Source organism: Nonomuraea sp. PA05 (assembly GCF_008086045.1).
Taxonomy (GTDB): Bacteria; Actinomycetota; Actinomycetes; order Streptosporangiales; family Streptosporangiaceae; genus Nonomuraea; species Nonomuraea monospora.
The window spans coordinates 114,508-136,776 of the sequence record NZ_VSEY01000039.1 but is presented as its reverse complement, the minus strand read 5'-3'; the positions used below and the strand labels follow the sequence as shown (position 1 = coordinate 136,776).

At 70.0% G+C, this 22,269-nt stretch carries 11 protein-coding genes; 6 read left to right on the top strand and 5 right to left on the bottom strand.

The genetic code is table 11. The features are described 5' to 3' along the window. The first annotated feature begins 10 nt into the window (after positions 1 to 10). Positions 11 to 11,101 (top strand): RHS repeat-associated core domain-containing protein, encoded by an 11,091-nt coding sequence (locus FXF51_RS45360; RefSeq protein WP_222871756.1) that lies wholly within the window; start codon positions 11 to 13, stop codon positions 11,099 to 11,101. 221 nt (positions 11,102 to 11,322) lie between these two features. Then, complete coding sequence (locus FXF51_RS45355; protein ID WP_148440995.1) at positions 11,323 to 11,838, top strand: hypothetical protein; 516 nt, start codon at positions 11,323 to 11,325, stop codon at positions 11,836 to 11,838. 141 nt (positions 11,839 to 11,979) lie between these two features. Here FXF51_RS45355 and FXF51_RS45350 read toward each other — a convergent pair whose 3' ends face one another. From FXF51_RS45350 to FXF51_RS45340, 3 genes are all read right to left on the bottom strand, one after another. Beyond that, entirely contained in the window at positions 11,980 to 12,879 is a 900-nt protein-coding gene (locus FXF51_RS45350; RefSeq protein WP_148440994.1) for a CHRD domain-containing protein, read from the bottom strand. 67 nt (positions 12,880 to 12,946) lie between these two features. Further along, positions 12,947 to 14,038 carry a hypothetical protein gene (locus FXF51_RS45345; protein ID WP_262380263.1) on the bottom strand — a complete coding sequence of 364 codons (1,092 nt, stop codon included), beginning with the start codon at positions 14,036 to 14,038 and terminating at the stop codon, positions 12,947 to 12,949. A 44-nt stretch (positions 14,039 to 14,082) separates the two neighbouring features. Next, the gene (locus tag FXF51_RS45340; protein ID WP_148440993.1) at positions 14,083 to 15,354 is read right to left on the bottom strand and encodes an NAD(P)/FAD-dependent oxidoreductase; all 1,272 of its coding nucleotides are present in this window, start codon (positions 15,352 to 15,354) and stop codon (positions 14,083 to 14,085) included. Between the two features lie 214 nt (positions 15,355 to 15,568). On the opposite strand from FXF51_RS45340, the gene FXF51_RS45335 reads away from it, so the two are divergent. After that, positions 15,569 to 16,375: a lysophospholipid acyltransferase family protein gene (locus FXF51_RS45335; RefSeq protein ID WP_148440992.1), complete on the top strand. Its 807-nt coding sequence runs from the start codon at positions 15,569 to 15,571 to the stop codon at positions 16,373 to 16,375. A gap of 11 nt (positions 16,376 to 16,386) precedes the next feature. On the opposite strand, the gene FXF51_RS63135 is transcribed toward FXF51_RS45335, so the two are convergent. Beyond that, positions 16,387 to 17,286: a CAP domain-containing protein gene (locus FXF51_RS63135; RefSeq protein WP_148440991.1), complete on the bottom strand. Its 900-nt coding sequence runs from the start codon at positions 17,284 to 17,286 to the stop codon at positions 16,387 to 16,389. A gap of 115 nt (positions 17,287 to 17,401) precedes the next feature. On the opposite strand from FXF51_RS63135, the gene FXF51_RS45325 reads away from it, so the two are divergent. Further along, positions 17,402 to 18,130 (top strand): hypothetical protein, encoded by a 729-nt coding sequence (locus tag FXF51_RS45325; RefSeq protein ID WP_148440990.1) that lies wholly within the window; start codon positions 17,402 to 17,404, stop codon positions 18,128 to 18,130. A 4-nt stretch (positions 18,131 to 18,134) separates the two neighbouring features. Here the strand turns inward: FXF51_RS45325 and FXF51_RS45320 are convergent, their stop codons facing one another. Next, entirely contained in the window at positions 18,135 to 18,830 is a 696-nt protein-coding gene (locus FXF51_RS45320; RefSeq protein ID WP_187414936.1) for a poly-gamma-glutamate hydrolase family protein, read from the bottom strand. 148 nt (positions 18,831 to 18,978) lie between these two features. On the opposite strand from FXF51_RS45320, the gene FXF51_RS45315 reads away from it, so the two are divergent. Both FXF51_RS45315 and FXF51_RS45310 read left to right on the top strand, forming a co-directional pair. After that, entirely contained in the window at positions 18,979 to 21,159 is a 2,181-nt protein-coding gene (locus tag FXF51_RS45315) for a SulP family inorganic anion transporter (protein WP_148440988.1), read from the top strand. Positions 21,160 to 21,245: 86 nt separating this feature from the next. Then, positions 21,246 to 22,244 carry a hypothetical protein gene (locus FXF51_RS45310; RefSeq protein ID WP_148440987.1) on the top strand — a complete coding sequence of 333 codons (999 nt, stop codon included), beginning with the start codon at positions 21,246 to 21,248 and terminating at the stop codon, positions 22,242 to 22,244. The last annotated feature ends 25 nt before the right edge of the window (positions 22,245 to 22,269 follow it).

Sequence of the window (22,269 nt, the reverse complement as noted above, 5' to 3'; positions counted from 1 at the left end):
CACGCCTTGGTTGTATGCGAAGGTCGTCGATGCCGGCGGGGCCAAGCTGGTGCTGGGCGCCGAGATCGAGCACGACCCGGCCGCGACCGGGCAGGGGACGGGGTCGATCTGGTCGGGCACGGGCACGATCGCCTACGCCTCGGGCGGCAACGCCTGGCTGCAGGTACCGGCCGGAAAGCTGACCGACGGCATGAAGATCCGCTGGCGGGTGCGTGGCGTCACCACCGCCGGCGCCGAAGGCGAGTGGTCGGCCTGGCAGAACGCCGCCGTAGATGTGTCCAAACCGGCTGTTTCCGAAGCCGGGCTGACTCCAGCCACCAAGGGCGCGGAGTCGTGGACGGCTTCCTCGGCGACGCCGTGGGTGTATGCCAAGGTCAGTGACCCCGACTCGCGTGCTTCGCGGCTCTGGGCGCAGATCGAGCACGACCCCGCCGTGCCCGCTCAAGGCACGGGCGTGATCTGGGAGGGCAAGGGCGCGACCGCCTACGCCTCCGGCGGCAACGCGTGGGTGCAGGTACCGGCGGGGAAACTGGCCGACGGCATGAAGGTCCGCTGGCGAGTGCGTGGCGAGACCACCTCCGGTGTGGCCGGCCCGTGGTCCGACTGGCTCCCCACCACCCTTGATTTTCGCAAGCCCTCGGTGGCGGGCTTGGCGATGACGCCCGCGACCTGGGATGCCGGGACGTGGACGACCGCGGCCACGTCGCCGTGGCTCTACGCCAAGGTGACCGACCCGGAGAACAGGGAAGCCGCGCTCGCCGTGGAGATCGAGCACGACCCGGCCGCGACCGGCCAGGGCACCGGTTCGATCTGGGCAGGCAAGAGCGAACGCCCGTACGGCTCAGGCGAGAACGCGTGGGTGCGGGTGCCGGCGGGGAAGCTGGCGGACGGGATGAAGGTCCGCTGGCGGGCACGCGGCGAGACCGCCTCCGGTGTGGCCGGCCCATGGTCGGACTGGGTGCCGGCGGCTGTCGATCTCACCAAGCCGTCGGTGGAGTCGCTGGGCATGGACCCGGCCCTGCCGGGCTCGGCGTCCTGGGTGACAGGGTCGGTGACGCCTTGGCTGTACGCGAAGGTGTCCGATCCGGAGAACCGGTCCAGCAAGCTCAATGTGGAAGTGGAGCACGACCCGGTCGCTGCCGGCCAGGGAACGGGCCTGATCTGGTCGGGGGCTTCGGACAAGGCGTATGCGCCCGGCACCAACGCCTGGGCGGCGGTGCCGGCGGGGAAGCTGTCCGACGGCTGGCAGATTCGCTGGCGCGCACGGGCGACGACGTCTTCTGGGACGTCGGGGCCGTGGTCTGCTTGGGTGTCGGCTCGGGTGGACACGCAGGTGTTCAACACGATCCCGCCGGGGCCGTCGGTCGGCGGCGTGTCCGTGTCCGTCGGCCAGCAGGTCTCCGGGACGTGGATCTTGCCGAGCGCGGGCCCGGTCTTCACCGCTACGATCTCCGATGTCGATCGGCGGCCAGGTGTGCTGGAGGCGGAGGTCGAGCACGACCCGTCAGCGTCCGGCCAGGGTTCGGGGCTGATCTGGTCGGGCCAGGGCAAGACCTTCGCGGAGACCTGTTTCACGGGCCAAACCTGCTCCGCCTCGCACCAGTCACCCGCGGTGACCGGGGTGCAGAACGGCTGGCTGATCCGGTGGCGCGTCCGTGCGGTGGTGCAGTCCACGGAATCACCTGGCGCGCTGGTGGCGGGTGCGTGGTCGGAGTGGCAGACCGGCCGGGTGGACACCTCGAACCCGGTGACGTCGGGGCCGGCGGCTTCGCCGGGGCAGGCGGCGTCGGGGTTGTGGACGTTGTCCACGACGCAGCCGACGTTCTCCGCTTACGGGGCGGATCCGCAGTCGCGGCCGCTGCGGCTGGAGACGCAGGTCGAGCATGACCCGTCGGCGGCCGGTCAAGGGACAGGGCTGATCTGGTCGGCGACCGGCGCGACTTACGGCGGCGCGTGCTCGATGTCGATCAGGTGCTGGGTGCAGTCGCCGGCGGTGACGGCGGGCAAGTTGCAGGACGGGTGGCTGATTCGCTGGCGGGTTCGCGTGTCCACTACCGGTGGAGCGGCGAGCCCGTGGTCGGAGTGGCAGGCCGGCCGGGTGGACACGTCCAAGCCGGTGGTGTCGGACCTGGGGGCTTCGCCAGGGCAGGCGGCGTCGGGGTTGTGGACGTTGTCGTCGACGCAGCCGACGTTCTCGGGGTACGGGGCGGATCCGGAGTCGCGGCCGCTGCGGCTGGAGGCGCAGGTCGAGCACGACCCGTCGGCGGCCGGCCAGGGTTCTGGGCTGATCTGGTCCGGCACGGGTGAGACCTACGGCGGCGCCTGCACCACGTCGATCAAGTGCTGGGTGCAGTCGCCGGCGATGACGGCGGGCAAGCTGAAGGACGGCTGGCTGATCCGCTGGCGGGTGCGGGTGTCCACCACCGGTGGAGCGGCGAGCCCGTGGTCGGAGTGGCAGGCCGGCCGGGTGGACACGTCCAAGCCGGTGGCGTCCGCAGCGGCGGCGTCTCCGGGGCAGGCCGCGTCCGGGCTGTGGACGTTGTCCGCTACGCAGCCGTCGTTCTCCGCCTACGGGGCGGATCCGGAATCACGGCCGCTGCGGCTGGAGACGCAGGTCGAGCACGACCCGTCGGCGGCCGGCCAGGGTTCCGGGCTGATCTGGTCCGGCACGGGTGAGACCTACGGCGGCGCCTGCACCACGTCGATCAAGTGCTGGGTGCAGTCGCCGGCGATGACGGCAGGGAAGCTGAAGGACGGCTGGCTGATCCGCTGGCGGGTGCGGGTGTCCACCACCGGTGGAGCGGCGAGCCCGTGGTCGGAGTGGCAGGCCGCCCGGGTGGACACGACCAAGCCGGTGGTGTCGGGGCTGGCGGCTTCGCCGGGTCAGGCGGCGTCCGGGTTGTGGACGTTGTCCTCGACACAGCCGTCGTTCTCAGGTTATGGAACGGATCCGGAGTCACGGCCGCTGCGGCTGGAGGCGCAGGTCGAGCACGACCCGTCGGTGTCGAGCCAGGGTTCTGGGCTGATCTGGTCCGGCACGGGCGCGACCTACGGTGGCGCGTGCTCGCCGACGATCCCCTGCTGGGTGCAGTCGCCGGCGGTGACGGCGGGCAAGCTCAAGGACGGCTGGCTCATCCGCTGGCGGGTGCGCGTGTCCACTTCCGGCGGCGCGGCCGGTCCATGGTCCGAGTGGCAGGCCGCCACGGTTCAGGTCAGCGGAACGGCGGGCAGCGGGCTGGGCGCGGTGCCGGCCACCCACGGCACCAGCGCGTGGACGGTGGCTTCGACCACGCCATGGCTGTACGCGAAGGTCGTCGACGCCGGCGGGTCCAAGCTGGTGCTGGGCGCCGAGATCGAGCACGACCCGGCCGCGACCGGGCAGGGGACGGGGCCGATCTGGTCCGGCACGGGCACGACCGCCTACGCCTCGGGCGGCAACGCCTGGCTGCAGGTGCCGGCCGGAAAGCTGACCGACGGCATGAAGATCCGCTGGCGAGTGCGTGGCGTCACCACCGCCGGCGCCGAAGGCGAGTGGTCGGCCTGGCAGAACGCCACCATCGACCTCACGAAACCGGGCGTTGACGGCTTGGCCATGGCTCCGGCCATCCGCGGGACGACGTCGTGGACGGCGGAGTCGCTGACGCCGTGGATGTACGCCAAGATGACCGACCCGCAGAACCGGCCAGGCAAGCTCGACGTCGAGGTGGAGCACGATCCGGCGAAGGGCGACCAGGGCACGGGCCTGATCTGGTCGGGCACCTCGGACAAGGAGTACGCGTCCGGCACCAACGCCTGGACGGCCGTCCCGGCCGGCAAGCTGACCGACGGCTGGCACATCCGATGGCGCGCACGGGCCACGACCACCTCCGCGGTGTCGGGGCCGTGGTCGCAATGGGTGTACGCGACCGTGGCGGCGCTGCCGTTCGAGTCGTTCTCCCCGGCGAACAACAGCCAGGTGGATACCTTGACGCCGGTGCTGTCGGCGAACGCGCGGCCCTTCAACGGCGGCGAGGTCAAGTACTGGTTCCAGCTCTGCGCGGGCAGCGCACCGAACTGGCGCTGGTGCAAGGACTCCGCCCAGGAGAGCGAGGAGTGGTCCAAGCAGGGCGTCTGGCAGGTCGACGACAAGCGGTTGAAGTGGGGCGAGACGTATTCGTGGATGGCCAAGGCCGCCACGACCTACACCACGGTGACCTCCTCGTGGCGGACCTTCACCCCGGCGCCGGAACAGGGCGGCATCAACGGGCTGCTGGCCGCCGGCACGCAGGGACGCGAGTTCAACCACACCTCGGGCAACTTCGCGCACACCGCGACCGACGCCTCGGTGGCGGTGGTGGGGCCGCCGCTGAACGTCAGCCGTACCTACAACAGCCTGGACCCGCGCACCGACGGCATGTTCGGCACCGGCTGGACGACCCGCTGGGACATGCGGATCGAGGTGGAGCCGACCGGCAGCCTGCTGGTGACCTACCCGGGCGGCGAGCAGATGCGGTTCGCGCCCACGGGCAACGGCACCTTCGCCCCTCCGCAGGGGACGTTCGCCACCTTGGCCGCCGAACAGGCGGGCGGCTGGCGACTGATGGACAAATCAGCCACCTCCTACTGGTTCGACGCCTCCGGCCGCCTCACCAGGATCACTGACCATCGGGGACGCGCACAGGAGCTGACCCGAGGCACCGACGGCAAGCTGACCAAGGTGACCGCGACGGGCGGCCGGTCGCTCACGTTCACCTGGACAGGCGCCCACGTCGGGACCGTGTCCACCGACCCGGTCGACGGCAAGCCGCTGACCTGGACTTACACCTACGAAGGTGATCAGCTGGTCAAGGCCTGCCCGCCGACGTCGGCGACCGCCTGCACCACCTACACCTACGGATCGGGCTCGAAGTACAAGAGCGTCATCACCGACTCGCGGCCGGAGTACTACTACCGGCTGAACGAGGCCGAGACCCGCACCGGCACCACCGTCGCGAGCGCGGCCGGCTGGAACATCACCGAGGAGCAGGCCAAGCTGAACGGAACCACCCCGGCCGACCTCGGCACCCGGGTGCCGGGCGCGCCGGCCGGGTCTCCGGACACGGCGATGCGCTTCAAGGGAGCGGCGACCTCGACCTTCGTGCAACTGCCGCGCAACGCCGTGAGCGGCCAGGGCGGGGAGGTGGCGGTCGAGGCGTGGTTCAAGACCACCGCCTCCGGCACGGTCATCGGCATGCAGGACACCGCCGACAACACGCCGGCGACGTCCGTGCCGGCGGTGTACGTGGGCACAGACGGCAAGCTGCGCGGCCAGTTCTACACCGGCCCGTCCACGATCGCGCACACCCCGATTACCTCCTCCACGGCGGTGAACGACGGGGCCTGGCACCATGTGGTGCTGTCGGCGGTGGAGACCAAGCCCGCCACGAGTTCGGCGCCGGCGGAGCATACGCAGACGCTCCACCTCGACGGCGTCGCGGTGGGCACCCTGGCTGGGGAGATCCAGCACGGTGACATGGCGGAGACCCGGATCGGCTCCGGCTACAGCTCTCCGGCCTGGCCGTCCACCACGAGCGGCGCCGCGCTGTTCCCGTTCAACGGCGACATCGACGAGGTCGCGATCTACGGCAAGCCGCTCGGCGCGGCGGCGGTACAGCGGCATTTCGCAGCCGGTAAGCCGCAGCCGCAGCTGACCAAGGTGACTCAGTCGTCGGGCCGGGTTCGGGCGGTCAACACCTACAACCCCGACGGCGGCCGGTTGGCGACGCACACCGATGCCCATGGCGGCACGTGGAAGCTATCGGACCCGGTGTATGCCAGGCAGACCACCCTCTCCACCTTCGCCACCGTGACGGTGACCGACCCGCACAACGGGGTTGTCACCTACGTCGCCGACGCGCAGCGTGGTTACCGGCAGGTGTCGGTGACCGACCAAGCCGGCTCGACGACGAGGTCCACCTATGACATAGGCGGTTTCCCCGTCAAGGAGTACGACCCCAACGGCAACGTGGTGGAGACGGCCTACAACGCCCGGGGCAACATGCTGTCCAGGAAGACCTGCCGGGCGGCCGACAGTTGCTCCACCGAATACTTCTCCTACTTCCTCAACGCGGACGATCCCTTCGACGCTCGCAACGACCTCAAGATCGCGCACCGGGACGGCAGATCGGCCTCATCGACGGACGAGACGTACCAGACGTCCTGGACCTTCAACTCTTACGGCGAAGAGGTCAAGCAGACCACCCCGGCCACGGCGGACTTCCAGCGAGGCCGTTCAGCGGTGAAAACCTACACAGACGGTACGGAAGCGGCGGCGGGCGGTGGCAACACACCGGCAGGACTGCTGAAATCAGCCAAGGACTACAACGGCAACGAGGTCACCTATTCCTACACGGCGTCCGGCGACGTGGCCGTGGAGACCGTGGCGACAGGGCTCACGTACAAGCGGGAGTACGACGTGCTGGGCCGGGTCGTCAAGGAGATCGAGGTCTCGAAGACGTATTCGGAGGGGCTGGCCACGACGGTCACCTATGACGCGCTCGGCAGGATCGCCACGCGTACCGGGGCAGGCGTCAAGAACGAGGTCAGCGGTGTGACTCACACGGTGCGGTGGAGCCGTACCTATGACGAGGACGGGTTGACACTGACCGAGACGCTGTCCGACCTGACCGGCGGCGACACCGCGAGGATCACCGGCTACGGCTACGACTCCTACGGGCGGCTGGAGACGGTGACCGGCCCAGAAGGCGGTGTGCAGCGTTTCGCCTACGATCACAAGGGGCAGAAGGTCAGTTTCACTGATGAGCGGGGTACCACCCTCCATTACGGCTATACGCCGCGAGGCGAACTGGCGACGAGCACGCTGAAGGCATGGACCGGCAGCCCGCTCGACCCGCAGCAGCCCATTGACGTGACGATGACCTCGTACGCTTACGATCCGGGCGGCCGGCTGGCCTCGGAGACTGACGCGATGGGCCGTACCACTGCCTACACGTACTACGGCGACGACCTGCCGGCGAGCAGGATCGCCAAGGCGGCGCGGCTCAACGAATCGACCACGCCGCGAGACGTGGTGCTGGGGTCACGGGTATACGACGCGGCGGGCAACGTCGTGGAGGAGACCACCGATGGCGGCACGCTGCGGTTGGCGGGCACGTACGATGCCGCGGGGCGGCTGACCCGGCTTACGACGGATCCGGACAAGCTCAACCGGGCCGCCGACTACAGCTACGACGCCAACGGCAACGTGATCAAGATCAGCCGGGGTGCGGCCGGCTCAGACCGCATCGAGGTCACCGAGTACGCCTACAATGCCGCCAACCAACCGATCCGAGAGGTCGTGCACAACGACGGCGGAGAGGAACTGATCACCACGGTAACGGTGGATGACCGGGGCCTGACCACGGCGACAACGGATCCGAGGGGTAACGCGCCGGGCGCCGACCCGGCGGCGTTCACCACCGACATCACCTACAACGCCCTGAAATTGCCCACGCAGGTGCAGTCACCGCCGGTGGCGGTGGAGCACGCGGGTGCGGCTCCGGCCACCCAGCGGCCGGTGACGAGAACCGGCTACAACACCTACGGGGAGCCGACGCACCGGGCCGACGCCGAAGGCAGGGTCGTGACCAGCGTCGTGGACCGGGCCGGTCGAGTGGTCGAGCAGACGATGCCCTCCTACACGCCGCCGGGCGGGCAGCCGATCACACCAAGGACCACCTCCGGCTACGACGCGGCCGGCCAGCTGATCAGCAACACCGACGCCAGGGGGCAGGAGACCACCTTCGTCTACGACGGCCTGGGCCGGAAGGTGCAAGCCAGAGCGCCCAAGGCCGCTGTGGCGAGCTACGGCTACGACCTGCTGGGAGAGGAGTTGTGGACGGTCGATCCGACCGGTGCCCGCTCGGAGGCCACGTACGACGATCTGGGCCGCCAGATCACGCTGACCACCATCGAGCGCCGGCCTACACAGGCCACCTATGTCACCCGGATGGAGTACGACGACGCCAGCCGGGTCACGAAGACCACCCGGCCGACCGGGGACAGCACCACCCGGGCCTACGACGCCACCGGCGCGCTGATCGCGAACACGAACGCGCTGGGCGACACCACGACGTTCGCGTACGACCTGGCCGGGCGTCTGACCAAGTCGACCGACCCCCTGGGGCTGTCCAGCACGGCCACTTTCGACCTGGCAGGGCGGAAGATCGAGACGCAGGAGCTGAACGCGCAGGGCGCGGTGCTGCGTACTCTGCGGTTCGGGTACGACGCGGCTGAAAACCTGATCAGCGAGACGTCGGCCGAGGGACACACCACCACGCAGGTGTTCGACGCGGCCAACCGGCTGGTGGAGCGCCGTGAGCCGGTGTCGGCGACCGAGACGATCACCACGAGTTTCGGGTATGACGCCGCCGGGGAACAGACTCGCTCGACAGATGGGCGCGGTAACGCCACCTACACCACCTACAACAGCCTCGGCCTTACCGAGTCGGTGATCGAGCCCAGCACTGCGGCACACCCGCAGGCGGCCGACCGTACATGGACCACCGTCTACGACGCCGGCGGCAATCCGGTGACCACCCTGCTTCCCGGTGGGGTGCGCATCGCCCGGGTCTTCGACGAGCTGGACCGGCTGACCCAGCAGACCGGCACCGGTGCGGAGGCCGGCACCGAGGCCAAGACGTTCGGCTACGACCTGGCGGGCCGGGTGACCAGCGCCAACGATCAGGCCTTCACCCTCAACGACCGAGGGCTGCTGCTGAAGATCAGCGGTGCGGGCGGAGACGTCAGCACCTACGCCTACGACGCCAACAGCAGGCTGACCCAGCGCCTGGACGTGACCGGCACCTCCTCCTTCACATGGGATGACGCTGACCGGCAGATCCAAGCCGTTGATCCGGTCAGCGCGGTGACCATCGACTACGACTACGACAAGAACTCGCGGTTGACTTCGATGGCCTACGGCGCCTCCGGGGCCCGGCGCAGCTACAGCTACGACGAGCTGAACCGGCTCACCGAGGACCAGCTCACCACCTCGGCGGGTAGCCCCATCGCGTCGATCGAGTACGACTACGACCTGGACGACAATCTGACGTCCAAGACGACCGCGGGCACGACCGGGGCCGGCCAGAACGTCTACACCTACGACTGGTCCAGCAGGCTGACCTCCTGGACCGCGCCGGACGGCACCAAGACCGGCTATGAGTGGGACGCGGCAGGCAACCGGGTCAAAGCCGGTGACAAAACCTTCACCTACGACGAGCGCAACCGTCTCATCTCGGGAGATGGGCACACCTATACGTACACCGCCCGTGGAACCCTGGCAGAGGACTCCGCCGGCATCGTCCGCCGGACCAAGTTCGACGCCTTCGACCGGCTGATCAACGACGACGCCGTCGTCTACGAATATGACGCCCTGGACCGGGTGGAAACCCGTACCGGAGGCGGCAAGAGCACCCGGATGGTCTATGACGGCGTGAGCAACAACTTGACGGCGGTGACCGATGGCGACACCGGCGTGGTGAAGTCGACCTTCGGCCGCGATGCGCTGGGACGCACGCTCGGCTTGTCGGATGGAACGGGCGGGCGGCTGGCCTTCTGCGACCTGCGCGGTGATCTGATTGGCACCTTCGGGGCGGGGAGCACTTCCCTGGCCGATTCCGTCGCCTTCGACCCCTTCGGCGAGGTGCTCGCCCGTACAGGGCCGGCTCACGACCTGGGTTACCAGGGCGGCTACACCGACCCGGACACGGGCAAGGTGAACATGGCCTCTCGCTGGTACCAGCCCAGCACTGGCAGCTTCGTCAGCCGGGACACTCTCGGCCAGGCCGCAGACCCCAGCGTGCAGCTCAACCGCTACACCTACGCCAATGACAACCCGCTGACCGCGGTGGACCCGGACGGGCACGCGTCGAAGAAGAAGACGACGTCGAAGAAGACAACGACGTCGAAGAAGACAACGACGTCGAAGAAGACGACGCCCGCGAAGACGACGACGCAAACGAAGAAGGAAAAGGAGAAGGAGTACAAGGCCTGCGCGAATCAGGGCTTCAAGAACAAGAACGGGCTCAACTGCGACGCGGAAAAGAAAATCTCCAAGGAGACGAAGACGTTCGTCGTCGACTGCAAGAAGGGTCTCGGCGACGACAACGCATGCGCGGATGGCGGGGTTGCTTACACATCCTGCCGCCTGGGAGGCAAGAAGTCGGACAGTTGCGAAGGTGCCGGCGTCAAGGAGGCCTGCGTCACCCAGGGCGGCGGCAGCCTCTGCAAGTCCTCCATCGAGGCCTATGACTCCTGCCGGTCCGACAAGTCGATCGCTCGTTCCGTGTGCATCGAAGGCAATCCGCAGTACGTCGACTGCATGCATCGTTACAGCAACGCCCACGGCAGTTGCGTCGGAGCGACCGGAGCCTACGAACGGTGCCGTGTCGACGGCGAGAACTACGGTTCCAAGTCTCAATGCGCGGTGGTCGGCGAGGTCTACGCGGTCTGCTCCTACCAGGGCGGGCTCAAGAACCTGGGCGATCGCAGCGGCTACGACCAGTTGGACTCCGTCTGCAAGGAGGTGGCCAACGACACGGTCCGTTGCTTCCTGAAGGTCAAGGGCTCGCTCGGGGACTGCTTCGCCGCCGGCGTCGTCCAACTCGACTGCATCAAGGCCACGAAAAAAGTCGGCGACTGCGGAAAACTGGCCGATGGTATCTACTGGTGCATGTCCAACCCGAAGTCGGATTTCTGTGACTCAACCCCTCAAGAGCGACCCTGTGTGACCAAGAACAAATCCAAGACATGCGAGAGGTACTATTCGTCCGTCCAGGCGTGGTTCTCGTCGGAGATCTACAAGAAGTCCGATCTCACGACACCAGGGGTCTGCCAGGTGAAGGATTTCCTGTCCCACATACCCGTGGCCAAACCAGCGGAGACGGTGGCGAGCACAGTGTGCGGACTCATCGAGAGCGGGATCAAAATTCTCAACACGGTGAACAAGAACGCCGACATCAATGCCGATTGGAAGAAGGCGCGCCTGAGCTCACCCGGCACCGGGCTCATTGTCAAGAGGGTCTGTACCGGCATCGCCAACGATATAGGATCCATTTGCACCGACACCGTCCATCCCGCCTGAATGGGAGGCGCTCGTTGAGGTGGCATCGACGCTCGAAATGGATTCGGGCGTGGCTGAGCGGCGGCATCGCGCTGCTGGCATCGCTGGGCATCGGATTCCTCTGTCTGCTGCCCAGCCCACCCAGTGGGTCTGGCGCACCGGTCCACCAGTGGGTCACGGCTGGAATTGCGGCGGAGAAAACCCAGAGTCTGACCAGCGGGACAATGCCGAAGGTGCCAGGCGTGTCGCGCGCCCGCCACAAGTCCTGCAAGGCGTCCGGCTTCAAGGGGGAGGCCTGCGAAGGCGCCGCCGCCATCGACCGCGACGTGAAGGCCTTGCTCGCCGACTGCCGCAAGGCCGACACGGTCGCAAGGGGCAGGAAGCCGTGTGTCACGGGTGCCGACGCTGTCACCAAGACCTATCTGAACTGCCGGTTCACCGGGAAGACCGACCGGCAGTGTGAGTTGCCTGCGATACGGGAAGCGTGCGTCTACCGAGGGGCCGGCCTGATCTGCACGGACGCCGTGCCCGTCTACGCCGACTGCCGCAGCCCCGACGCCCGAGGCGTGGTGACGAAGCGGAGCATCTGCGTCGAGGGAAACATCGCATACGAATATTGCAGATACGCCTGGGGGGTCACCGTGAGCGGGGACGTCTGCGTGCCCGCGACGGCGCTGTACCAGACCTGCCGCCGTCGATCGCCGGTCGACGAATGCGAGGCGAAGACAGAACAGTACGCGAGGACCCATCATCAGTAGTCCGATCACCTCTTGAAGACTCACTCCCGGGGCGCCCGCCATGCCGCCGGCGGCGACATGGCGCTGATGGCTCCACCGACCGTGGCATGACGATGCGGGACGCGAGGGGCATGCCGGGAGATGCCGTACGCCGGCAACGCCTTACCAGTCCCCACGATAGAGCTGGCCACGAACCGCCCCACCCGGGAACTTGGCGTTGTGCAGATTGGCGTACCAGTTCCTGGGGTTCTTCCAGATCCGACGCGACACGGCCGCCGACGTCGTGGAACTGCCCGCCAGCCCGTTCACGCTGGCCGGCAGCCCGCCCTTGGCCTCGAAGAACGGCACCACCACGGGCCCGTTCTTGCCCTTCGGCGCGCGGTGGATGTGCGCGGCCGTCGGAGCGCTGATCTTCTTCCAGGCGGCGGCGAACCACACCCGCCGCCCTTCGGGCTGCACCAGCCAGGCGGCCCGCCCGTTGCCGTCGCCGACCTTCGTGCCGGGCGCAGGGATCTCCTGACGCCCGTCGGCCTGGGCCGTCAGCGTGCGGCCGAAGCCGTGCGCCAGCACCGACTCCATCGAGACGGGCCGGACGCGGTGGAGCTGGGCCCGTACGGCGCCGCCGCCGAACTCGGCGTTGTGCAGGTTGGCGTACCAGTTCTGCGGGTTGGCGAGGATGCGGCCGAGCAGGTCGCGGTCCTTGACGAAGACCGTGCCCTTGACGGCGTGGAGCTGGGCGGGCAGCGCCGTGGCGAAGAACGGGATCCTGACGTCGCCGTTCTCGCCCGCCGCGCCCCGGTGGATGTGGAACCCGCTGGGCGCCTTCACCTTGTGCCACCGCACCGCGTAGTCCACGCGCTCCCCGTGGATGCGGAACACGGCAAGCGCGTTCCCGTCGGTGTCACCGACCTTCGTGCCGGCGGCGGGGACCTCGTTGGCGCCCGTGAGGGAGGCGGCGAAGTACACGGGGGTGCTCGTCTGTGCGGCGGCGGGGGTGACGGAGGTGGCGATCATGGCCGTGGCGACGGCCAGACCGGGAAGAGCGAGGGTGCGCTTGGTCATGGTCGGCCCTTCTCAGAGTTGCTTGCTCCTGAGAGGTACGGGCGGTGTCCCGAGCAAGGTTCAACCGTCACAGGGGCAGGGTGGCCGCCAGCGGGGCTCCGATCTGGATGCTGAGGTAGGCGACCAGGTCGTCGCCGTCCACGGCTCCGCGATCCGCGTCGATGATGACAACGGTGCCGGCCACGATGCCGGCGAAGCTCGTCCCCTCGCGGCGGGCCTGTTCGATGCGTTCGGTGACGGGACCGCGCACCGCGTCCGTCAAAAAGGTGAGCCCGTGCGGGAACTCCTGGCTCAGCGGATGCCGCTGCCGCCCCGCCTCGATCAGGCTGCCGATGCCGAACCGGGCGGTGATGATCTGGTCCTCGCGGAGCGTGACCTGGAAGTAGCCGTTGGACTGGACGCGGTTGCAGTTCGTCTGCGGCGGATAGTGGCAGTCGTAGCCGCCTGCCAGGAGGTCCTTCACGGCGGAGCTCATCGTGGTGGCGTAGTGCTCGCCGCCGGACGGCCAGCGCCGTACGGCGGCGTCACCGGCGGTGACGATCAGGCCGTCGAGGTCGGAGAAGTGGTAGTCCGCGTGCTCGTCCCGCCACGCGGTGGCCGAGGGCATCTCGTCCGTCTCCCGCCCGTGGTCGTCGATCTCCTGGCGGATGCGCTCCGGGGCGTCGGTCCAGATCGTGCCGAGGGCCGACGTGGCGGCGGCGGTGATGTGGTCGGCGCCGCCCTGATCGGCAGGCGGGAACCAGGCCCAGGCGAGTCGGTCGCGGCTGTCGAGCAGGAAGTGCGCGGTCTGTGCGCTGACCATGTCCGTCGCGTCCCGGCGGCCGATGCGGCACCACAGGGCCCGGCCGTCCGCGTTGCTCCTGGCCTGCGCGCAGAACCAGCCCGCCGTCGTCAGCGGCCGGGTCAGGGCGCCGGACGTGCCGCCGGTCGGGGCGGGTTCTGCCCGGGAGTTCTCGCTCGCCGTGTCGTGGTCGTAGACGCCGGTGGGCGGCATCGGCGGCGGATCGGCCGGGAGGGTGCAGCCGGTCAGCACGACCAGGCCGGCGATCGCGAGCGTCCGGGCGAGCGGAGAAAACCAGCGGGACGCGGAGGTCCGGGCGAGCATGGGGAACGGGCGGGGCACGGAGGTCCGGGTGGGCGGGGAGAACGGGCGGGGCACGCAGGTCATCGAATCGGCTGAACGCGCGTTCCGCAAATACGCGGTCAGCGGGGAGCGGCAGAGCGGGTCGCCTGCCCGAGGGCGACCCGGAGGTCGGCGAGGACGGCCTGGGCCGCGCGCCGCCCCGACACCAGGGCCCCCTGGAGGGACCCGGTGTCGCGGTGGTCGCCGCACACGTACAGACCGGCGCGCAGCCGCACCGGCCGGCGCAGCGGGTACGGCGGCGGCATGGCGGGCAGCGCCGCCGGGATCGGGTACGTGGCCAGGTGCTCCCAGCCGGAGGTGTCGCCGTAGATCTCGCCCAGGCGCCGCCGGACCGGCCGCTCGTCGGTGTCCAGGCCCAGCACGGACGTGGACACCAGCGCCCGCCCGTCGGCGGAGTACTCGGGGGCGGCGTCGGTGAGCACCAGGGTGTCGGTGACGGCCCCGGTGGCGTCGATGATCTGGATCGGCTCGCGCATGGGGGAGCGGGGCGCGGCGTGGTAGAAGGTGGTCACGGCACGCATCGGCGGCACCTCGATCTCGCTCAGCAACTCGCCCGCCGACACGGGGTCGGCGGCGACCACCGTGGCGCGGCCCTCGATCACGGTCCCGTCCGCGAGCCGCGCGCCGCCGGCCGTGACCTCGCTCACCCGGGCGCCGAGCGTGACGGCGCCCGGCGGCAGCCGGTCGGCGAGCAGGCGCGGGATCCGCCCCATGCCGAGCGCGGGCACGCCGATGGTGCCGCGCGCGAACGACCGCCAGAACAGGTGGAACATCCGGCTGGAGGTCTCCAGGTCGCGTTCGAGCAGCACCCCCGCGAGGAAGGGACGGATCAGGCAGTCGATCATCTTCTCGGACATGCCCCAGGAGCGCAGCTCGTCGTCGGTGCGCCGTTCGCGTCCGCCGCGCAGCCAGGAGCCGGGCAGCAGCAGATCGCGTGCGGTGAGGGCGGCCAGCACGGCGTTGTCGGCGAGCGTGCCGGCGCCGGACAGCGGCCCGCTGAGCGCGTGCCGGGGGTGCCGCCACGGCAGCATCACCCTGGCGCGGGCGGCGCGGCCCTGCACGAGCAGCCCGGAGGCGAAGGGGCGCAGGTCGAGCGCGCCGAGGTCGAGGAGGCGGCGGGCCTCGGGGTAGGCGGTGTTGAACACCTGGTAGCCACGGTCCAGCCGGAAGCCGTCGATGACGTCGGTGCGCACCCGGCCGCCGACGTCGTCGGAGGCCTCCAGCACGCGCACCGGGACGCCGGCCTCGTGCAGCCGCACCGCGCAGGCGAGCCCCGCCATCCCGGCTCCGGCGATGATGACGGCCTCACGTGTTCCCCGATCGGTGTTCATGCAGCGGGACCTACCCAGTCGCTCACGTGGAGTGTCCTTTCCCGGGTGCCGCGCGCGGCTTCTTGGCGGCACGCTCAGCTTGCCAAGTCGGTAACTTTAAGTGACAGTCTCGTAAGTAAAGTTTTGGCAAAGCCCTTGCTACCTGCGGTTATGCTCGCTCAAGATCTCCATCGCTACCACGCTGAGTAGTCGCGTCGCCGATCTGGAGGATGCCATGCCCGATCCCGCCACCCGCACCATGACCGCCTGCCTGCCCCCCGCGGTGGTCGCCGCCGGGCCGTTGCGGCGCGCGGCCCGGTTGTGCGCCGCGACGGTGGTGCTGGTCGCGGCCCTGCCGCTGTATCCCGTCCTGCTGCCGGCCTCCGCGACGTGGCGGACGCGCCTCGTCAAGCACTGGGCCAGGCTGCTACTGCGCGCGATAGGGGTCACCGTGCGGCTCACCATCGACCAGGGCGGCGGGGCGGGCGGCGGGATCAGCGCCGGCGCCCTGATCGTGGCCAACCACGTCTCCTGGCTGGACCCGCTGGTGCTGGCGGCGACCGTGCCCGCCCGCACCCTGGCCGGGCGGGAGCTCCGCAGGCGTCCGATCGTCGGCGCGCTGGCGGCGGCCGGCGGCACCATGTTCATCGACGGGGAGGACGCGCCGGCGGCCGTCCGCGCCGTCGCGCGGGCGCTGCGGGACGGCGACACCGTGATCGCCTTCCCCGAAGGCGCCGCCTCGCGCGGTGTCAGGACCGGCGCCTTCCGGCCCGCCGTCTTCCAGGCCGCGATCGACGCGGACGCGGTGATCCGGGCCGCCGCGCTGCGCTATTACGAGGGCGACGCCCCGTCCACGCGGGGAAGCTGGGCCTGCGACGACCCCATCACCGCCTCCCTCCTGCGCGTGGTCGCCACCCGCAACCTGCGCGCCGAGGTGCGCGTGTCCGCCCCGCTGGGGCCGGTCCCCGCGGGACGGCCGCAGCAGGTGCGCGCCCTGCTGGCCAGGAGCGCCGAGAGTCAGGTGCGCGCCGCCCTGGCGTGAACGTGTGAATCTCAGCGGGCGCCGAAGTCCTGCGTCCAGTAGATCTGCCCCTTCGCGTCCTTGGCCGCGCCCACGCCGATGTGGGTGTAGGAGCAGTTCATGATGTTCTGACGGTGGCCGTCGCTGTTCATCCAGTCCCGGACGACGGCGGCGGCCGACCGCTGGCCCATCGCGATGTTCTCCGCCCACGCCGAGCCGCCGAAGCCGGTGGCGCGGATGCGGTCCATCATGTCGCGCCCGTCCTGGGAGTCGTGGTCGAAGTAGTCGTTCTCCGCCATGTCGGCCGAGTGCCCGAACGCCGCCCTGCGCAGCTTCGCGTCGTGCGTCAGCGCGCGGCAGCCGCCCTTGGCCCGCTCGGCGTTGGTCAGCCGGACGACCTCGCGCTCCAGCGCGGAGCCGACGGACGACGCCGTCTCCGCCGGCTTTTTCGCCGTGGCGGCCGGGGCGGGGGTGCGGCTGGCGCTGGGGGTGGGGGTCGGTGTGGGCTTGGGGGCAGGGCAGGTCAGCCGTACGGCCTTGGACGTGGCGGCGCGGCTGCGGTAGTCGGTGGCGACCGCGTAGTAGGTGCCCGCCTTGCAGGGCATCTTCAGCGTGATGCGGTCCTCCCTGACCGCGCCGCTCTTGACGACCGGGTCCTCGCCGGGCACGGCCCGCTTGATCCGGACGCGTAGCAGCGCCGGGCGCGTGCACTCGCGGCGGACGGCCGAGGTCTGGATCGTCCGTGCGGTGATGGCCGGGGCGGCCACGCTGACGCGGCAGTCGTCCGGCTCGGGCGTCGGGATCGGGGTCGAGGTCGGGGCCGGTTCTTCGGCAGGTGCAGATACGGTGGGGGCGGCCTGCAACTCGGCGGGCGACGGGCCGCAGGCGGCCAGGCTGAGCACGGCGGCGAGTGCCCCAAGGGGTTTTCGCATGGGCTTCCTCCACTGGCGTGACACGCTGGACGTCCCGCATCTAACCATGAAAGCGGACATTTCGCCCATCGTTCATGTCATCAGGTGCCGTCACGGCCCCGTAGGATTCCGCCTTATGATCATCCGTTTATCCGTCGGGACCGCCCTGGGGCTGGCCCTCCTCAGCGCTCCGGCGCTCGCCGAGCCGATCAAGGGCGCCCCCGAGCTGACCCACAACGCCCTGTACAAGGCGGCCAAGCTCCCCAAGGTCACCTGCAAGCTGACCAAGGGCACCAGCGGAGCCTCCACGAAGAAGTACGTCACCAAGCTGGTCGGCTGCCTCAACAAGGCGTGGAAGCCGGCCATCAAGGGCTTCGTCCCGGTCAAGGTGGTGTTCAAGGACGCCGACGACAAGGACTCCTGCTCCACCGGCATGACCGTCTCCGAGTCCTTCTCCGAGATCTGCGCCACGGAGATCCGCGTCCGGCTGGCGAACGACTGGATCAAGGCCAAGAGCGACGTGGCCGTGTTCACCTCCATCACGCGGACGTGGGGCGGGGTGGTGACCGGCCAGACCGGCATCGGCAAGGCGTGGTGGGCGCTGGAGAATGACGCGTCCGAGTCGGTCATGGACGAGCACAACCGCCGCTACTACCTGCAGATCGGCTGCTTCGTCGGCGTGTCCGCCAAGGCGCTGGGACGTCAGGTGAAGGACTGGAAGCCGGTCGTCAAGGTGCCGGAGTTCTGGCCGAACAGGTTCCAGGGCAAGAGCGCGAACCGCCTGTACTGGCTGGACAAGGGGTACAAGGCGGGCAAGCCGGGTGCCTGCAACACTTGGACGGCGAGCTCGTCCAAGGTCGCCTAGCCGCTCAGCCCGACAAGGCGTCCCGCACGGCGGCGACGTAGGCGTGGAAGTCGTCCGTCCAGTGGGCCGGGTCCTCGATCCACGCCCGGTTAAGCCTGCCCTGCGCGAAGAAGCGCTGACGCTGCCCCTCGCTGATCTCCAGTTGCACGCCCATGCCGCGCAGGTTGCGGTTGGCGATGTTGCGCGGGCTGGTGCCGGCCAGCTCGGGCGGCACGGTCGCGGCGACCGTGAACCCCGCCTCCTCCAGCGCCGCGCCGACCCGCTCGATGAGCTCCTCGTCGCGGCCGCCGACGTAGGTGGTCGGCGTGGCGCCGGAGGCTCCGTGCCAGGAGACGGTGGCGGACACGGCGGACTGCAGGGCGACCGCGCGTGGCTCGTCGAAGTTGGTGGAGGTGAGGTGCAGGGCGCTGTTCCCGGTGGACTTGATGCCCTCGAAGGCGTAGAACGCGTAGTTCCCCTGGCCGGCCGCGTGCCCGGCGAGCTGGGACGTGCCCGCCTCGATGGCGCCGCCGTGGACGGCGATGTGCGACACCCCGGCGCCCGCCGGGAGCCGGTGCACGACCCGGTAGTCGACGCCTTCGCTCTCGTGGGCGGCCAGGTCGGCGTAGTCCTCGTAGACGTCCGCGAGCGCGGGGGCCGGGACGGTGGCGACGCCCACCGCCAGGGCGACGGCGACGACGCGGGTGAGGAAGGCCAGCATGAAGCGACTCCTAGTCGATGCGGGCCCCGGCGCCGAGCTTAGCGGTTCCCGCTGCGCGCCGCGCGTGACAGGTGGAAATCCCCGGCCGTCACAAGCCGGATGACGGCATGTCTGAACGTTCGTGGTTGCGCGCTCTAAGGTGTGCCGCATGAGTAAATCAACTACGGAGAGTAGCTTCAGGCGAACTCTCAGATACGACCTCCCGGCATCACTGGTGGTGTTCCTCATCGCGGTGCCCCTGTCGCTGGGCATCGCCATGGCCGCCGGAGCGCCGCTGGCGGCGGGCCTGATCGCCGCCGCCGTGGGCGGCATCGTCGTCGGCCTGCTGGGCGGCTCGGCCGTCGTGGTGAGCGGGCCGACGGCCAGCCTGACCGTGGTGGTCGCGGGTCTGGTGCACACCTACGGCTGGCGCGCCACGTGCGTCATCACGATCCTGGCGGGCGCCGTCCAGGTGCTGCTCGGCGTGTTCAGAGTGGCCCGGGCGGCGCTGGCCGTCTCGCCCGCCGTCGTGCACGGCATGCTGGCCGGCGTCGGTATCATCATCGCGCTCTCCCAGCTGCACGTGGTCCTGGGCGGCAGCCCGCAGCACTCCGCGCTGGCCAACCTGATCCAGCTCCCCGGCCAGATCATCGACATGCACGGCCACAAGGTCATGGTCGGCGTGCTCACTGTCACGGTCATGCTGGTCTGGGGGCGGCTGCCGCAGCACATCCGGGCGATCCCGGCCCCGCTGGCCGCGCTGCTCGTGGCCGCCGGCACCGCCTGGGTCTTCGGCTGGAACGTCACCCGCATCGACCTGACCGGCGCGATCACCGCGTGGGCGCCGCCGGAGCTGCCGCGCGGCGACTGGCACGACGTGGTCGGCGGGATGCTGCTGATCGCGCTGCTGGCCGGGGCGGAGTCGCTGCTGTGCTGCGTGGCCATCGACGGCCAGCACACCGGCCGCCGCGCCGACCTCGACCGCGAGCTGTCCGGGCAGGGCCTGGCCAACGTGGCCAGCGGCCTGCTCGGCGGGCTCCCCGTGGCGGGCGTGATCGTGCGCAGCACCACCAACGTACGGGCCGGCGCCCGCAGCCACTGGTCGGCCGTCCTGCACGGCGTCTGGGTGCTGATCTTCGCGCTCTGCCTCGGTGGAACGATCCAACTGATCCCGATGGAGGCGCTCGCGGCCCTGCTCGTCTTCATCGGCATCAGGACGATCAGCCTCGGCCACGTGCGCAAGGTGCACGGCCACAACGAGATCCCCGTCTACGTCGTCACCATGGGCGGCGTGATCCTGGTCGGGCTGGCCGAGGGTGTGCTGGCCGGGCTCGCCCTGGCCGCGCTGATGGCGTTGCGGCGGCTGACCCGCATCACGGTGGACAAGCGCGAGGAGCCGAACGGCCGGCTGCACGCCACCGTCTCCGGCTCGCTCACCTTCCTCGGCGTGCCCCGCCTGACCCAGGAGCTGCGCACCATCCCGGCGGGCACCGTCGTCGACCTCGACCTGAACATCGACTTCATGGACAACGCCGCCTTCGACGCGCTGCACAACTGGCGGCTCGACCACGAACGTCTCGGCGGCACCGTCACCATCGACGAACTGCACGACGAGTGGTACACCCTCGCCGCCGGCGGCGCCCGCATGTTCCCCGCCAAGAGCCCGCCCAAGCCGTCCGGCCGCTGGTGGCTGCCGTGGACGCACCGCCGGCCCGACTCGTCCGCGACCGTGGAGTGCCGGCTCACCCAGGGCGCCGAGGAGTTCCACCGGCGCACCGCGCCGCTCGTCCGGCCCATCCTCACCGAGCTGGCCGCCAAGCAGCAGCCCACCCACCTGTTCATCACCTGCGCGGACTCCCGGATCATGCCCAGCCTGATCACCTCCAGTGGTCCCGGCGACCTGTTCACCGTCCGCAACATCGGCAACCTGGTGCCGCGCGCGGGTGCGCTGCCGGGCGACGACTCGGTGGCCGCCGCCGTCGAGTACGCCACCCGCGTGCTGAACGTGCACACCATCACGGTCTGCGGCCACTCCGGCTGCGGCGCGATGGCCGCGCTGCTCAGCGGCCCCGCGACCACCGCGGATCTGCCCCAGTTGCGGCGCTGGCTCCAGCACGGCGACCCGAGCCTGTCCCGGCTCGGCGGCGAGCGGCCGGGCGACGCCCTCGAACTGCTCTGCCGGCAGAACGTGCAGCAGCAACTGGAGAACCTGCGGACCTACCCCCGGGTGGAGGAGCAGGTCGCGGCCGGGCGGCTGAAGCTGGTCGGGCTCTACTTCGACATCGGGGCGGCGCAGGTGCAGGTGGTGCCGCCCGCGATGCCCGTCCCGCCGGAGCCGACGCAGCGATGACCGGCGCTCCGCGTATCGAACATGTTATCTAAAACTCGGCTGCCTCAAGTTATGATCTTGCTGTTTCCACGAGACAGGAGATCGACTTGAGGCGTGCCCTGATCGCGTTAGGCATCGGCCTGAGCGTGCTGACATCCACCGCCCCGGCCCAGGCCGTGAGCGTGGTGAACGTCCGGCTGGCGTACACGACGGCCGCCGCCCAGGAGGTCGCCAGGTTCTGGCTGGCCGACGGCGCCGCCAACCTGCGGAACGCGACACCGTACGACGTGCAGACCGAACTGGCGGGGGAGCGCCTGGCCACGGACGTCGCCCCCACCGGCCCCGCGTACACGATCCCGCCGGTGGAGAGCGTCGCCCAGCCCGCCGGGGACGCGCCCGCCACCCTGGGCAAGGTGTTCTTCATCGGCAGCGACCTGAAGCCCCACTGGTGCACGGGCACGTCCGTGCAGACCCAGTACCGCAACCTCGTCGCGACGGCCGGCCACTGCGTGCTCGACGTCGAGGCCCCCATGGGCGCGCTCGGCAAGTGGGTGTTCGTGCCCGGCTACGCCGAGGGTGAGATCCCGCACGGCCTGTACGTCGGCAAGGAGGGCATCGGCCACTACGACTTCGACGACCTGCGCGACCGGGACCGCGACTACGGCTTCGCCGTCGTGCACGATGGCGTCGCCCTGTCCGGCGCGGACGCGCTGACCAGCGTCGGAAGGCTGGGCGACAACGTCGGCGGCCAGGGGCTGACCTTCAACCAGCCGCTCGTGCCCGCCGCCGACCTGTTCGGCTACCCCGGCGGCGAGAGCCTCGGACGGGCGGCCGGATCGCCGTTCGCGATGCTGCTGGCGGGCCCCCGGGAGGACCGGCCCGTCGGCGTGGACTCCTCCTACGACGGCGAGGGCTGGCTCGGGTCCCCGTGGCTGACGCGGTACGCGGCCGACACCCGTACCGGATATCTGAACGGTGTCACGATGGGCGTGTCCGACACCGACGGGGACGGCGCGTACGACGCGAGCGTGTCGGCGTACTTCGACGGGGCCGCCGGAGAGGTCTACCGGTACGCCGCCCATCGCTGGAGCGGCCGCATCACGTAGCCGATCCGCCCCGTCGCCACGGGCG

What these genes read in the sequence shown, in the direction of transcription:
- FXF51_RS63135 (WP_148440991.1), bottom strand. Translation starts at nt 17,286, where the DNA reads ATGCGAAAACCCCTTGGGGCACTCGCCGCCGTGCTCAGCCTGGCCGCC.
- FXF51_RS45320 (WP_187414936.1), bottom strand. Translation starts at nt 18,830, where the DNA reads ATGCTGGCCTTCCTCACCCGCGTCGTCGCCGTCGCCCTGGCGGTGGGC.
- FXF51_RS45350 (WP_148440994.1), bottom strand. Translation starts at nt 12,879, where the DNA reads ATGACCAAGCGCACCCTCGCTCTTCCCGGTCTGGCCGTCGCCACGGCC.
- FXF51_RS45335 (WP_148440992.1), top strand. Translation starts at nt 15,569, where the DNA reads ATGCCCGATCCCGCCACCCGCACCATGACCGCCTGCCTGCCCCCCGCG.
- FXF51_RS45325 (WP_148440990.1), top strand. Translation starts at nt 17,402, where the DNA reads ATGATCATCCGTTTATCCGTCGGGACCGCCCTGGGGCTGGCCCTCCTC.
- FXF51_RS45340 (WP_148440993.1), bottom strand. Translation starts at nt 15,354, where the DNA reads ATGAACACCGATCGGGGAACACGTGAGGCCGTCATCATCGCCGGAGCC.
- FXF51_RS45315 (WP_148440988.1), top strand. Translation starts at nt 18,979, where the DNA reads ATGAGTAAATCAACTACGGAGAGTAGCTTCAGGCGAACTCTCAGATAC.